At 69.2% G+C, this 13,723-nt stretch carries 13 protein-coding genes and 1 tRNA gene; 7 read left to right on the top strand and 7 right to left on the bottom strand.

All coding sequences use genetic code 11. The annotated features are described in order from the left end of the window. Nucleotides 1-95: 95 nt before the first annotated feature. Together G9U51_RS11510 and G9U51_RS11505 are read left to right on the top strand one after the other, a co-directional pair. Entirely contained in the window at nucleotides 96-1,418 is a 1,323-nt protein-coding gene (locus G9U51_RS11510; RefSeq protein ID WP_166197073.1) for a hemolysin family protein, read from the top strand. After that, nucleotides 1,415-2,449: a hemolysin family protein gene (locus tag G9U51_RS11505; protein WP_166197072.1), complete on the top strand. Its 1,035-nt coding sequence runs from the start codon at nucleotides 1,415-1,417 to the stop codon at nucleotides 2,447-2,449. The genes G9U51_RS11510 and G9U51_RS11505 overlap by 4 nt, the downstream gene beginning before the upstream one ends. Before the next feature lie 107 nt (nucleotides 2,450-2,556). Here G9U51_RS11505 and G9U51_RS11500 read toward each other — a convergent pair whose 3' ends face one another. The 6 genes from G9U51_RS11500 to G9U51_RS11475 all read right to left on the bottom strand — a co-directional run bounded on the left by G9U51_RS11500 (nucleotide 2,557) and on the right by G9U51_RS11475 (nucleotide 8,497). After that, the gene (locus G9U51_RS11500) at nucleotides 2,557-4,194 is read right to left on the bottom strand and encodes a solute symporter family protein (RefSeq protein ID WP_166197071.1); all 1,638 of its coding nucleotides are present in this window, start codon (nucleotides 4,192-4,194) and stop codon (nucleotides 2,557-2,559) included. 1 nt (nucleotide 4,195) lies between these two features. Beyond that, nucleotides 4,196-4,531 carry a DUF485 domain-containing protein gene (locus G9U51_RS11495; protein WP_166197070.1) on the bottom strand — a complete coding sequence of 112 codons (336 nt, stop codon included), beginning with the start codon at nucleotides 4,529-4,531 and terminating at the stop codon, nucleotides 4,196-4,198. Between the two features lie 154 nt (nucleotides 4,532-4,685). Next, nucleotides 4,686-6,170, bottom strand: coding sequence for a sodium/solute symporter (locus G9U51_RS11490; RefSeq protein WP_328823448.1), 1,485 nt, complete (start codon nucleotides 6,168-6,170; stop codon nucleotides 4,686-4,688). Next, nucleotides 6,167-6,526, bottom strand: coding sequence for a hypothetical protein (locus G9U51_RS11485; protein ID WP_166197069.1), 360 nt, complete (start codon nucleotides 6,524-6,526; stop codon nucleotides 6,167-6,169). The genes G9U51_RS11490 and G9U51_RS11485 overlap by 4 nt, the downstream gene beginning before the upstream one ends. Continuing rightward, the gene (locus G9U51_RS11480) at nucleotides 6,516-7,253 is read right to left on the bottom strand and encodes a LytR/AlgR family response regulator transcription factor (protein WP_166197068.1); all 738 of its coding nucleotides are present in this window, start codon (nucleotides 7,251-7,253) and stop codon (nucleotides 6,516-6,518) included. Before G9U51_RS11480 ends, G9U51_RS11485 begins: the two co-directional genes overlap by 11 nt. Before the next feature lie 11 nt (nucleotides 7,254-7,264). Further along, nucleotides 7,265-8,497, bottom strand: a complete 1,233-nt coding sequence (locus tag G9U51_RS11475) for a histidine kinase (protein ID WP_166197067.1) — start codon at nucleotides 8,495-8,497, stop codon at nucleotides 7,265-7,267. Between the two features lie 22 nt (nucleotides 8,498-8,519). Between G9U51_RS11475 and G9U51_RS17875 the strand changes: the two genes are divergently transcribed. Then, nucleotides 8,520-9,254 (top strand): DUF433 domain-containing protein, encoded by a 735-nt coding sequence (locus G9U51_RS17875; RefSeq protein WP_166197066.1) that lies wholly within the window; start codon nucleotides 8,520-8,522, stop codon nucleotides 9,252-9,254. Further along, nucleotides 9,251-9,730 carry a PIN-like domain-containing protein gene (locus G9U51_RS11465; RefSeq protein ID WP_166197065.1) on the top strand — a complete coding sequence of 160 codons (480 nt, stop codon included), beginning with the start codon at nucleotides 9,251-9,253 and terminating at the stop codon, nucleotides 9,728-9,730. Before G9U51_RS17875 ends, G9U51_RS11465 begins: the two co-directional genes overlap by 4 nt. 55 nt (nucleotides 9,731-9,785) lie before the next feature. Here G9U51_RS11465 and G9U51_RS11460 read toward each other — a convergent pair. Beyond that, nucleotides 9,786-9,857: transfer RNA gene (locus tag G9U51_RS11460), tRNA-Arg, on the bottom strand. A gap of 130 nt (nucleotides 9,858-9,987) precedes the next feature. Here G9U51_RS11460 and lysA point away from each other — a divergent pair. From lysA to thrC, 3 genes are read left to right on the top strand one after another with little or no spacing between them, the layout of a single operon-like run. Then, nucleotides 9,988-11,334 (top strand): diaminopimelate decarboxylase, encoded by a 1,347-nt coding sequence (lysA, locus tag G9U51_RS11455; protein ID WP_166197064.1) that lies wholly within the window; start codon nucleotides 9,988-9,990, stop codon nucleotides 11,332-11,334. Next, nucleotides 11,331-12,632, top strand: coding sequence for a homoserine dehydrogenase (locus G9U51_RS11450; protein ID WP_166197063.1), 1,302 nt, complete (start codon nucleotides 11,331-11,333; stop codon nucleotides 12,630-12,632). The genes lysA and G9U51_RS11450 overlap by 4 nt, the downstream gene beginning before the upstream one ends. A gap of 3 nt (nucleotides 12,633-12,635) precedes the next feature. Continuing rightward, complete coding sequence (gene thrC, locus G9U51_RS11445; RefSeq protein ID WP_166197062.1) at nucleotides 12,636-13,721, top strand: threonine synthase; 1,086 nt, start codon at nucleotides 12,636-12,638, stop codon at nucleotides 13,719-13,721. Nucleotides 13,722-13,723 lie beyond the last annotated feature (2 nt).

The following is a 13,723-nucleotide window of genomic DNA, read 5'->3' as shown; positions in this document are numbered from 1 at the left end:
GATGAGGTTCTATCAAACGAAGGTGTCCGGTCGCATGCCGAAAGGCGCTGGTCGTGCCCAGAACAGGACAAATGTCATGACACGATAGGCGCCTCATGCTTGCGTGGATCTTCGTGGCGGTCGTCGTGCTGTTGACCGTCGGCACCGCTCTTTTCGTCGCCGCCGAGTTCTCTCTCGTGGCTTTGGACCGTCCGGGGGTGCAACGCCAGGCCGAGGCCGGTGACGCCGGAGCCGGCACTGTCTTGCCGTCCCTGCGCTCCCTGTCGACCCAGTTGTCGGCCGCCCAGGTCGGCATCACCTTGACCACCCTGGTCCTCGGTTTCCTCGTGGAACCGGGCCTCGGCACGCTGCTGGAGTCGGCCCTGACCGCGGCGGGCCTGCCGGAGGCGTCCGCGCTGCCGGTCTCGACCGTCGCCGCCCTCGTGATCGCGACGCTCTTTTCAATGATCTTCGGCGAGTTGATCCCGCAGTTCCTCGGCATCTCCGCGCCGCTGCGGGTCGCCAAGGTCGTCGCGCGGCCGGTGCGGATCTTCGCCACGGTGACCAAGCCGCTCATCGTCATACTCAATGGTTCGGCCAACCGCCTGCTGCGCTGGATGGGGATCGAACCGCAGGAGGAGCTCAGCGCGGCCCGCACGCCGCAGGAGCTCGCGTCGATGGTGCGGCGCTCGGCCGCGGCCGGGACGATGGAGGAGGGGACCGCCCGCCTGCTCACCCGCTCGCTCGGCTTCGGCGAGCGGGTGGCCGCCGACGTGATGACCCCTCGGGTGCGGTGTTCGTATGTCGACCGCTCGGCCACGGCCGCGGATGTCGTCGACCTGGCTCGGGCGTCCGGGCACAGCCGGTTCCCGGTCATCGACGACGGCTGGGATGACGTCGTCGGTGTCGTGCACGTGAAGAAGGCGATCGCGGTGCCGCCCGAGCGGCGCGCCGACGTGCCGGTCACCGCGCTCATGGTGCCGCCGGTGATGGTGCCGGAGACCGCGCGGCTCGACCCGCTGCTGCTGCTGTTGCGGGCCAGTGGACTGCAGCTGGCGATCGTGATCGATGAGTATGCCGGGACCTCCGGTGTGGTCACCCTCGAGGACGTCATCGAGGAGATCGTCGGCGAAGTGTCCGACGAGCACGACCGCGTCAACGACCCGAGCCGGCTGCTGCCCGACGGGTCCTGGACCGTCTCGGGACTCTGGCGGCCCGATGAGGTGACCGACCGCATCGGCGCCGTCATACCGGAGGGTTCGGCCTACGAAACGGTCGGGGGCTTCGTCATGGACCAGGTCGGGCGGGTGCCCCAGGTCGGTGACGAGATCGCGCTGGACGGCTGGATGCTGCGGGTGGTCTCGATGGACCGGCGGCGGGTGGACCGGGTGCGCCTCACCCCGATCATCGAGGCGACCGAGGACGAGGTGACCCAGTGAACCTCGTCTTGGCCGTGCTGCTGCTCGCCGGCAACGCCTTCTTCGTCGGTGCCGAGTTCGCGGTGATGGCCGCGCGGCGCTCGCAGCTCGAACCGCTGGCCGCGGCCGGCTCCCGCCGTGCCTCCCGCGCGCTCGAAGCGTTGGAGAATGTCGCCTCGCTGCTGGCGTGCGCCCAGCTGGGCATCACCGTGTGTTCAGTGCTGCTCGGTGCCGTCGCGGAGGGGGCGATCGAGCACCTGCTGCGGCCGCCGTTCGAGTCCGCGGGGCTGCCCGAGACGGCCACCGACGTCATCTCGCTCGTGCTCGCGCTGCTGATCGTCGCCTATCTGCACGTCGTGCTCGGCGAGATGGTGCCCAAGAACCTCGCGATCGCCGGGCCGGACCGCGCCGCGCTGCTGCTGGCGCCCGCCCTGCTGTGGGTGACCCGGGTGTTGCGGCCGGTGATCAGCCTGGTCGAGGGCATCGCGAAGTTCGTGGTGCGCCGCCTCGGCATCGAACCCAAGGACGAGGTCACCTCGACCTTCTCGGCCGAGGAGGTCGAGATGATCGTCGAGGAATCCCACCGCGAGGGCCTGCTGCAGTCCGAGCAGGAGGAGCGGGTGCGCGGTGCGCTGGAGTTCAGCGACCGGGTCGCCTCCGATGTCGCTGTGCCGCTGTCGGATGTGGTGACCGTGCGGGTGGGTGCGACCCCGGCCGACGTGGAGCATCTGGTCGCCAAGCGCGGCTTCTCCCGTTTCCCCGTGCTCGACGCGCGCGGTGAACTCGCCGGCTATCTGCACCTCAAGGACGTCCTCTACGCCCGTGACGAGGCGTATGACGAGCCCGTGCCGCCGCGGCGCATCCGCCGGCTCGCCACCGTGCGGGGCGAGGACGAGGTGGAGGACGTGTTGCTCGCGATGCAGCGCAGCGGCACCCATCTGGCCCGGGTGGTGGACGCCGACGGCCGGGTCGACGGCATCGTCTTCCTCGAGGATGTGCTGGAGGAGTTGGTCGGCGAGGTGTCCGACGCCACCCAGCGCCGCTTGGTCTGAGGTGCTCGCTGAAGCGGGTCCGAGGCGGACGGCATTCCTCGGCATGACGAACCCCGGCCACGTCGGGGAGTGACCGGGGCTCGTCGGACCTTGAGTGAGCGGTGAACTCAGTGCTCGATGGCCTCGGCCACGCCGTGACCGGTCAGCGAGCGCACCTCCATCTCGGCGTGCTTGGCCGCGTCGTGTTCGCGGCTGGTGAGCGTGCCGATGATGGCCAGGGCGAAGCCGATCGGGATCGAGACCAGGCCCGGGTTGTCCAGCGGGAACAGGTGGAAGTCGATCGACTTCGGCAGCATCGCCAAGTTGGCTCCGGTCTTGGCGTCCACCTTCCCGCTCACCACCGGGCTGAAGATGATCAGCACGATGGCGCTGAGCAGACCGCCATAGATGCTCCACACCGCTCCGCGGGTGTTGAACCGTTTCCAAAAGAGCGAGAAGAGAATCGTGGGCAGGTTGGCGCTGGCCGCGACCGCGAACGCGAGCGCCACCAGGAAGGCGACATTCTGGTCCTTGGCGAGCATGCCGCCCAGGATCGCGATGGCACCGCCGACGACAGCCGCGATCCGCGCGACCTTCACCTCCTGGGCCTGGGTGGCGGTGCCGCGCTTGAAGACCTGGTTGTACAGGTCGTGGGCGAAGGTCGCGCTGGTGGTGATGGTCAGGCCGGCGACGACCGCGAGGATCGTGGCGAACGCGATGCCGGAGACGATGCCGAGCAGCGGTGAACCGCCGAGCTCGTAGGCCAGCAGCGGGGCGGCGGCATTGGCCTTGCCGGGGGCCGCGCCGATCTTGGCCGCGCCGACGAGCGCGCCGGCACCGAACCCGATGACGAGGGTCAGCAGGTAGAAGCCACCGATGAGCCAGATCGCCCACTCAACCGACTTTCGCGCCTGCTTGCTGTTGGGCACCGTGTAGAACCGCTGCAGCACGTGCGGCAGGCCGGCAGTGCCGAAGACCAACGCCATCGCGAGCGACACGAAGTCGATCTTGGTGGTGTTGTTGACGCCGTACTTCACGCCCGGCGCGAGCAACTTCTCGCCGACCTTGGGGTTCTTTTGCACCGCGGCGTCGAACAGGTGGCTGAGCGAGAAGCCGTATTTGCCGAGCACCCAGACGGTCATGATCGCGACGGCGGCGATCAGCAGCACCGCCTTGATCATCTGCACCCAGGTGGTGCCCTTCATACCACCGATCATCACGTAGGCCACCATGACGATGCCGACCACGGCGATCACCAGGTTCTGCGCCGCCGAGCCGTCCACGCCGAGCAGCAGCGACACGAGCGCGCCGGCGCCGGCCATCTGGGCGAGCAGGTAGAAGAAGGAGACGACGAGCGCGGAGGAGGCGGCCGCCATACGCACCGGTCGTTGCTTGAGCCGGTAGGACAGCACGTCGGCCATCGTGAACCGGCCGGTGTTGCGCATCAGCTCGGCGACGAGCAGGAGCGCGACCAGCCAGGCGACGAGGAAGCCGATCGAGTAGAGGAAGCCGTCGTAACCCTGCAGCGCGATCGCGCCGGCGATGCCGAGGAAGGACGCGGCGGACAAATAGTCACCGGCGATCGCGATGCCGTTCTGCTTGCCGGAGAACGCGCCACCGGCGGTGTACATCTGGCCCGCGGTCTTCTTGCCGGCCGAGACCTTGATAACGATCGCGAGGGTGATCGCCACGAAGATCGCGAAGATGGCGATATTGAGTGCGGGCGAGCCGACCTTCTCGGCGGCGGCGCTGGCGAGTGCGTGCATGTCAGTGCTCCTTGTCGCCGTCGAGGCGGGCGCCGATCGCGTCCGCGCGGGGGTCGAACTCGCGGTTGGCCCACCGCGCGTAGAGGAAGGTGATGACGAAGGTCGTCACGAATTGGCCCAGGCCCATGAGCAGGCCGATGGTGATCTGGCCGAAGACCTTGGTGCCCATGAAGCCGGGCGCATAGACCGACAGCAGGACATAGAGGAAATACCAGGCGAGGAAGAAGGCGGTCGCCGGGAAGACGAACCGGCGGAACCGCCGTCGCAGGTCGACGAATTCCTCGGATTGTTGGACGGCGAGATAGCGCTCGCTCGCTGTGGTGGTGGGATCGGTCACGGCATACCTCCGGTCGGGATCGGGCCGGGGATCACTGTGGCGCGGGTCACACTCGGGCGCGAGGTATGCCGCGCGGCCGGTCGCCCAACGGCCGAACCGTGCGCCCTGCGGTCGATCGGTCCGCGACGAACGGTCGGTATGCCGCGACGAACGGTCAGCTGCCCGCGCTCAGGTTTTCGGGGGTGTGCAGCCGTTGCAGCGTCTGCAGGGAGTGCGGCGGCGTGCTTGTGTGGGTGGCGAGGGAGACCGCCACGCTGACGAGGGTGGCGAGCGGCACGGTCCACAGCGCGGGTTGCTCGGTGAGCGCGGCGGCCCAGCCGGCCGGCACCTGCCCCGACAGCGCGGCGGACACCGCGGTCGTCGTGGCGCCGGTGAGCATCCCGGCGATCGCGCCCGGACCGGTGAGGCGGGGCCACCACACGCCGAGGACGATGAGCGGCGCGAAGGTTGCGGCCGCCAGCGCGAAGGCATATCCGACGGCGGTGGACAGCCGCAGCGGTGTCGCCGCGAGCGCGACGACCGTCGGCGTCACCACCGCGAGTGCGGTCGAGGCGCGGAAGCTGGTCGCGGGGGAGCGATGCGCACGGGGTCGCACCACGTCCTGGTCCAGCACGCCGGCCACCGACAGCACCAGGCCGGAGGTGGTCGACAGGAAGGCCGCGAAGGCGCCGCCGGCCAGCAGGGCGCTCAGCAGGCTGCCGCCGACACCGGGCACGGCGACATCGGGCAGCCGCAGCACGAGCGTGTCGTCGGCGGGAGCATCGCGCAGATAGATCCGCCCGAAGAAGCCGTAGAGGGGGGTCCACACATAGAACACGCCGAGCAGCACCAGCACCGCCACCGTCGTATGCCGGGCCTCTCGTCCGGTCGGGTTGGTGTAGAAACGCACCACCACATGGGGCAGGCCCATGGTGCCGAAGCACAACGCGACCAGGGTGCTGTAGGTGAGCCAGAGCCCGGGCCCGGACGACGGGCCGGGCACGGGATCCCACCAGCCGTCGGTCAGCCCGGTGGGAGCGGGCCGGCCGTCGCGCAGCCAGACCGCGAGCAGCACGAACGCGGGGATGCAGATCGCGGTGAGCTTGACCCAGTACTGCAAGGCCTGGACCACGGTGATCGAGCGCATCCCGGCGACCGCGACATTGGCGCCGACGACGAGCGCGACGACGAGCGTGCCGACCCAGCGCGGCCAGCCAGTGACATGGCGCAACACCACGCCGGCGCCCTGCAGCTGCGGCAGCGCGTAGAGCCAGCCGACCGCGACGACGAGCGCCGAGCACACCAGTCGGGCAGCACGCGACTCCAACCGCAGCTCGGCGAAGTCCGGCACGGTGTAAGCACCCGAGCGACGCAGCGGCGCCGCGACGAGCACCAGCAGCACGAGATAGCCGAGGGTGTAGCCGACCGGCAACCAGGCCGTGGGCGCGCCGCGCTCGAAGACGAGGCTGGCGATGCCGAGAAAGCTTGCGGCAGAAAGGAATTCGCCGCCAATCGCGCTCGCGTTGCGCCAAGAGGAGACGGTGCGGCCGGCGACATAGAAGTCGGTCGTGGCACGCGCCATACGCAATCCGAAAAGCCCGACGAGCAGCGTGGTGACCGTGACGAGCGCGACCGCGAGCACGCTCCAGGGCTGGGTCACCGGGGTCCTACCAGGTCCCGGTATTGCCCCTCGAGCCGTTCGGCGGCGCGCTGGTAGGCGCGCCCGACGATCGCGGCCGCCGGGTAGATCACCACCCCCAGCGCGAGCCACAAGAACGGTATGCCGGCCACCCGCAGGTCCGCAGTGGAGGGCACCAGTGCGAAGAGCGCGGGGAGGGCGCCGAGCGCGAGGGTGCCGACCACGAGCACCCGCACCGACAGCAGCAGTTGCGCTCGCATCAGCGAGCTCAGGTATGCCGTATGCCGCCCCTCGGCGTCGGTCGACGGGGCCGGTGGCCGGACGGTGCCGCGTCGCGAACTGGTGACGCGGACGCGCTGCGGAGGCTCAGTCGCCACGGGCCGAATGCAGGTCGAGCAGGCGACCGCGCAGCGCCCGGCCATGCCGGCGACTGACGGTCAACGGGGTGTCACCGACGAGCGCGACCAGGCCGCCGCCTTCGGCGCGCAACTGGGTGACATGCTTCAGGGACACCAGGGTGGAGCGGTGGATGCGCTCGAATCCCGCTGAGCGCCAACGCTCTTCGAGAGTCGTCAAGGGCACACGAATGAGGTGGGAGCTGGTGGCGGTGTGCAGCCGGGCGTAGTCGCCGGAGGCTTGGGCGTAGCGGATCTCGGACAGCGGGATGAACTTGGTGACACCGCCGAGCTCGACGGCGACGCGCTCTTCCTCGGCGGTCTCTCCCGTCGCCGGGCGTAGACCCTCGAGGCACCGGCGCACCGCGTCGTCGACGCGTTCGGGCCGCACGGGCTTAACCAGATAGTCGACCGCGTCCACCGCGAAGGCGTCGACGGCATGCTCCTCGTAGGCCGTCACGAAGACGATAGCGGGGCGCTCGGCGAACTTGGCGAGCACCTTGGCGAGCGTCATACCGTCCAGCCCGGGCATCGCGATATCGCTGAAGACGACGTCGACGGGGGAGCTCTCCAGCATCGCGAGTGCCTCCGCGCCGCTGGCTGCCGTGGCCACTTCGGCGATATCGGCATGCTGCTGCAGCAACCAGGCCAGCTCCGAGCGTGCGGGGGCCTCGTCGTCGACGACGAGCGCGCGCAAACGGGGCGTCATACCGTGGAACCTTAGGGGCGATCCAAAGCCGCCGGTGCGAACTTCGGCAACCGGAAGGTCACCCGCATGCCCGCCTCGGGTGCGGTCTCGACCACCAAGCCCAGATCGTCGCCGTAGACCTGCCGCAGGCGCGCGTCGACATTGCCGAGGCCGACCGAGTCCTGGCCGTCGGCGCCCCCGTCGAGGACCTGCCGGATGACGGCCGGGTCGGCACCGACACCGTTGTCGTCGATGCTGATCTCGGCCTCGGTGCCGACATCGCGGGCGACGATCTCGATCCGGCCACCGCTCTCCTTGGGCGCGATGCCGTGCTGCACTGCGTTCTCGACCAGGGGCTGGATCGCGAGGAAGGGCACGCGGATCGGCAGGACTTCGGGTGCCACCTTGAGGCTGACGGTGAGCCGGTCGCCGAAGCGGGCCTGCTCCAGCACGAGATAGCGCTCGACATTGCGCAACTCCTCGGCAAGCGTGGTGAAGGTGCCGCCCTCACGCAGGGCGTAGCGGGAGAAGTCGGCGAACTCCAGGAGCAGCTCGCGCGCGCGGTCGGGGTCGGTGCGCACGAAGGACGCGATCGCGCCGAGGCTGTTGTAGATGAAGTGCGGGCTGATCTGCGCGCGCAGGGCGCGCAGCTCGGCCTCCATCGTGCGCGTCCGCTGCCGGGACAGGTCCGCCAGATCGACCTGGGTCGCGACCCAGTCGGCGACCTCCTCGGTGGCGCGGGTGAGGCCAGGGGTGCTCTCGGGTGCGGGCGCGACGAGCGCGGCGACGACGCGGTCCCCCGCCACGACCGGCGCGACCACGGCTGAGCGCAGAAAACAGGTCGGGTCGCCGCAGGCGGGCAGGTCGACCGCGCGCACCTCTCCGGTGTCGAGTGCGCTCGTGGCGATGTCCACCACCTGGGTGGCGTGGTCCTCGGCTGCGCCCTCCCAGGCCAGCAGGCCGCTGCGGTCGACCAGGGCCAGGGCAGGGGTGCCGAGCAGTTCTCGCAGGGGTCCCACCGCCCGCCGGGCCTCGGTCGGTGCCAGCCCGCCGCGCAAATGGCGCGCCGCCACCGAGGCGGTGTGCAAGGTGGCGTAGGTCGCGCGTTCGCGGTCGGTGACGAACTGCGGGCGGGTGCGTGGGCGGAGCAACCACCAACCGACGGCGAGCACGATCAGCGCGCCGATCACGACGATCGCGACGGTGCTGCCCCAGCCGGTGTCCACCGGCCGATCCTGGCAGATGCGGGGAGCGCGATCCGGCATCGGAGTGACAAGAGCGCGCCCCGTGGGTGCCACCGGCGCCGATATCTACTCGACTGTCGGTGTGGTCTGGTGTGATGTAGCCATGGTGGGTGTGACGGTCCTCGACCGCGAGGTCTACGCGGAAGCAGAGGCAGCGCGGCTCCTTGCGATGCCCCAATCCACCTTGCACTACTGGCTGGAGGGCCGCACCCAGGGTGGCCACACGTACCTGCCGATCCTGCGTGAGCAGGTGACGTCACGAAGGGTGGTCACCTGGGGCGAGTTCGTCGAGGCCGCACTGCTTCGTGGATATCGCAACCAGAAGGTGCCGATGCCTCAACTGCGGGCGTTCATCGAGCGGCTCCGTGAGGAAACCGGTGCGCCGTATCCGCTCGCCGAACATCGACCCTGGGTCTCGGGCACTGACCTGCTCTTTGCCGCACAGGAGGAAGCTGACCTGCCGCCGGAGTTTTGGCTCGTCAGCAACGGTCAGGGTCTGCTGACTTATCCCGGCGACGCCTTCGTTCACCGCGTCACCTGGGCCGAGGGCATTGCCCAGCGGTTGCGCCCTCCGGTTGCGAGCAACGAGTCCCCGGTCGTGATTGATCCGCTCCAGCGGTTCGGCAGGCCCTCCATCGCAGGCGTCAGCACTGCGGCGCTCGCCGACGAGGTCGAGGCCGGCGCCACCGTCGAGGAGGTCGCGGAGGACTTCGGCATCTCGGCCGAGGATGTGAGGTGGGCGGTCGCTTACGAGAATGAGAGCGCCAACGCGGCATGAGCGAACGCCCGGCCGAGGTCAGGTTCTACGTTGACCAAGATCTTCTCGGCTTGGCAAAGATCCTGGTGCAAGTCCGGTCTGACGTGACGTACCCGGGCGACCCCGGCGGTGTTCTTCACCGGCAGCGTCGTCCAGCATCGCCAATTCGTGCCGGTGCGCGAGACGTGGACTGGATTCCAGTCGTCGCGGAACGCGGGTGGCTCGTGCTGTCGAGAGACCAGCAGATCCAGTTCACCTACGCCGAACTCACCGCGGTCCGCGACAGTGGGACCCGCATGGTTCGCCTTAGCGGTGAGGCCGGCAAGCGCAAGTGGACTCAACTCGAGGCGGTGATGACTCAGTGGCGAAAGATCGAGCAGTTGCTGACTGAGGAGGGCCCGCTTCTCGTGAGAGCCACCCACACGGCGTTCAGTCAGGTGGACATTGAATCGGAGATTGCTCGACTGGAATCTGGCCGCCGTAGGCCACGAGGCTGACGACGCAGCGAGAGGGCCGCTGACGTGATCCCAGGTCAGCGGCCCTTTTCTGATGCGCCCCCTGCAGGATTCGAACCTGCGCTCCCGCCTCCGGAGGGCGGTGCTCTATCCCCTGAGCTAAGGGGGCGGATGCCCGGCGTCCGGGCGAGGATGAACGTTACCAGCCGGGGTGCGCCGTCCCCGAATCGTGGGTGCCCGCGTTCGGCTGCTGGAACCTCGACGCCACGCGCGGGGCCGCTGCCGTACCGTCATGCCCGATGAACAGCCACCCCGTCTTTTCCGCAGGCGTATGCCGGACCGCGGACGGCGCGCTCGCCCTCGCCGGTCACGATCTGCGCGCGATCGCGCAGATCTACGGCACGCCGGCATACCTCGTCGACGTGGCGGACGCGCGTGCCCGTGCCCGCGCCTATCGGGACGCCTTCCGGTCCGCGTTCGACAAGGTCGGCGCGCCGGCCGATGTCTACTACGCGGGCAAGGCGTTCTTGTGCACGGCGATGGCTCGCCTGGTGCACGACGAGGGATTGCGGCTGGACGTGTGCTCCGGCGGCGAGCTCGCGGTGGCGAGGCGGGCCGGCATACCGGGTGAACTCATCGGGCTGCACGGCAACAACAAGTCCACCGACGAAATCAACGCGGCGCTCGACTACGGGGTGGGGCGGATCGTGCTTGACTCCTTCGAGGAGATCGACCGGGTGGCGGCCGCGGCGGCCGAGCGTGACGTCATCGCACCGGTGATGATCCGGGTCAAGGCCGGCGTCGAAGCGCACACCCACGAGTTCATCGCCACCGCGCACGAGGATCAGAAGTTCGGTTTCAGTCTCACCGACGGTCAGGTCGGAGAGGCGATCACCCGGGTGCTCGAAGCGCCAAATCGGTTGCGGCTGTTGGGTTTTCACTCTCACATCGGTTCGCAGATCTTCGAGTCCGATGGCTTCCGGGTCGCCGCACAGCGGCTGATCGAGCTGCAGTTGCAGGTGGCTCGCGAGCACGGCGTGCAGCTGCCCGAACTCGACCTCGGCGGTGGCTTCGGCATCGCCTATCTGCCCACGGACGACCCGCTCGCGCCGCAGGACATGGCCGACCAGTTGGCGCGAATCGTCGCCGACGCGTGCTCAGCCGCCGGTATGCCGGTCCCGCGCGTCTCGGTCGAGCCGGGCCGGTCGATCATCGGGCCGGCCGGCATGACGCTTTACACCGTCGGCACGGTCAAGCCGGTCCGGGTCGACGACGACCTCGTGCGCACCTATGTCGCCGTGGACGGTGGCATGAGCGACAACCCGCGGCCGGTGCTCTATGACGCGCAGTACTACTGCGAGCTCGCCGACCGGACCAGCGAGGCTGCCCCGGTGCTGGCCCGAGTCGTCGGAAAGCATTGCGAGAGTGGGGACATCGTCGTGCGCGATGTCGAACTGCCCGGGGACGTGCACGCCGGCGATCTGATCGCGGTCGGTGCGACCGGCGCCTACTGCCGCTCACTGGCGAGCACCTACAACCACGTGCCGCGGCCGCCGGTGCTCGCGGTCACGAAGGAGAAGGTCACGACCTGGCTGCGCCGCGAGACCATCGATGATCTGTTGGCATTGGAGGGGAACGAGCAATGACAGCGATTCGGGTGGCCCTGCTCGGCAGCGGCGTGGTCGGCAGTGCCGTCGCCAAGCGGCTGGTCGACGAGGCGGACGACCTGGCGGCTCGCGCGGGCGCGCCCCTGGAGGTCGTTGGCGTGGCGGTGCGCGACACCGGCAAGGACCGGTCCGCGACCGGCCTGGCACCCGAGCTGTTCACCACCGACGCCGAAGCGCTCGTCCAGCGCGCCGACATCGTCGTCGAGTTGATGGGTGGCATCGAGCCGGCACGATCATTGCTGCGCAAGGCGATTGAGCACGGCGCGAGCGTGGTGACCGCCAACAAGTTGTTGCTCGGTGAGGACGGCCCCGCGCTCTACGAGCAGGCCGAGGCCGCCGGGGTCGACCTGTCCTACGAGGCTGCGGTGGCCGGCGCGATCCCGTTGATCCGGCCGCTGCGCGAGTCCCTCGCCGGTGACCACGTCACCCGCGTCATGGGCATCGTCAATGGCACCACCAACTACATCCTCGACAAGATGGACCGCACCGGTGCGGCCCTCGCCGACGTGCTTGCCGAGGCCCAGGAACTCGGGTATGCCGAAGCCGATCCGACCGCCGATGTCGAAGGGCACGACGCTCAGGCCAAGGCAGCGATCCTCGCCTCGCTGGCGTTCCACACCCGAGTCGTCACCTCCCAGGTGCACTGCGAAGGCATCATGGGCATCACCGCCGAGGACATCCAGGCCGCGCGCCGGATCGGCCTGGTCGTCAAGCTGCTGGCGATCGCCGAGCGGGTGCGCGACGACAGCGCCGGTGATGCGCTGAGCGTGCGCGTGCACCCTGTGCTGGTGCCGCGGTCGCATCCGCTGGCTGCGGTGCACGAGGCCTTCAACGCGGTCTTCGTCGAGACCGAACTCGCCGGCGACCTGATGTTCTACGGCCGCGGCGCCGGGGGCGACCCGACCGCGTCGGCCGTCCTGGGCGACCTCGTGCAGGCCGCCCGCAACCGAGTGGCGGGTGGGCACGGACCGGGCGAATCGGCATACGCCGATCTGCCGGTGCTGCCGATCGGCCGCGCGCGCACGTGCTATTTCGTGCGCCTCGACGTGCTCGACGTGCCGGGCGTACTCGCAAGAGTGACAGGACTTTTCGGCCAGCACGGGGTGTCGATCGAGAGCATGCGTCAAGGGGTGCGGCGGTCGGAGGACGGCCTGGCCACACTCCATCTCGTCACCCATGCCGCGCAGGAGTCGGCGCTGCAGCGGGTCATGGACGAGGTCCAGAGCTTGGACGATGTGCGGACGATCGCGTCCGTGCTGCGAGTGGAGGGTGCATAACCGATGGCTCACCAGTGGCGCGGAGTGATCCGTGAGTATGCCGACCGGCTGCCGATGCTGGCGGGCGCGCCAGTCGTGACGCTCGGCGAGGGCGGCACGCCGCTCATCCACGCCGAGCACCTGAGCGAACTCGTGGGCGCTGAGGTGCACATCAAGTACGAGGGGATGAACCCCACCGGATCCTTCAAGGACCGTGGCATGACGGCCGCAATCTCGTTGGCCGCCAAGGCCGGTGCCAAGGCGGTCGTGTGCGCGTCCACCGGCAACACGAGCGCCTCTGCGGCCGCCTACGCGACCAAGGCCGGTATGACGTGCGCCGTCCTCGTGCCGGACGGTCGGATCGCGCTCGGCAAGCTGTCGCAGGCGATCGCCGTCGGCGCCACGCTGCTGCAGGTCGACGGCAACTTCGACGATTGCCTCACCGTGGCCCGCAAGCTGGCCGAGTCCTATCCGGTCGAGCTGGTCAATTCGGTCAACCCGGCACGCATCGAGGGGCAGAAGACGGCTGCCTTCGAGGTGATCGATGTGCTCGGCGACGCACCCGACATCCACCTGCTGCCGGTCGGCAACGCCGGCAATATCACCGCCTACTGGAAGGGCTACCGCGAGGCGACCGACTCCGCGCACGGCACCCCGATCGCGACGAAAACCCCTGCCATGTGGGGATTTCAGGCCGAGGGTGCCGCGCCCATCGTCAAGGGTCACCCGGTCGATGACCCCGACACCATCGCGACCGCGATCCGGATCGGCAACCCGGCCTCGTGGCAGCAGGCGGAGGCCGCGCGTGAGCAGTCCGGTGGCCTGATCGACGCCGTGACCGACGAGCAGATCCTCACCGCGCACCGGCTGCTGTCGAGCACCGAGGGCATCTTCGTCGAGCCGGGCTCGGCGGCCAGCATCGCGGGTCTGCTGCTGCAGCACGAGCGTGGTGCGATCCCTGCGGGTGCCCGCATCGTCTGCACGGTGACCGGCCACGGACTGAAGGACCCGCAGTGGGCGCTGAAGGCGGCCGACGGCTCCGACATCGTCCCCACCCAGATCTCGGTGGATGCGGTGAGCGCCGCTCGGGAACTCGGTCTCGAAAGCTGAAA

The organism is Metallococcus carri (genome assembly GCF_011440275.1).
Classification (GTDB): Bacteria; Actinomycetota; Actinomycetes; order Actinomycetales; family Dermatophilaceae; genus Metallococcus; species Metallococcus carri.
This window is presented reverse-complemented; position numbering and strand designations above follow the sequence as displayed.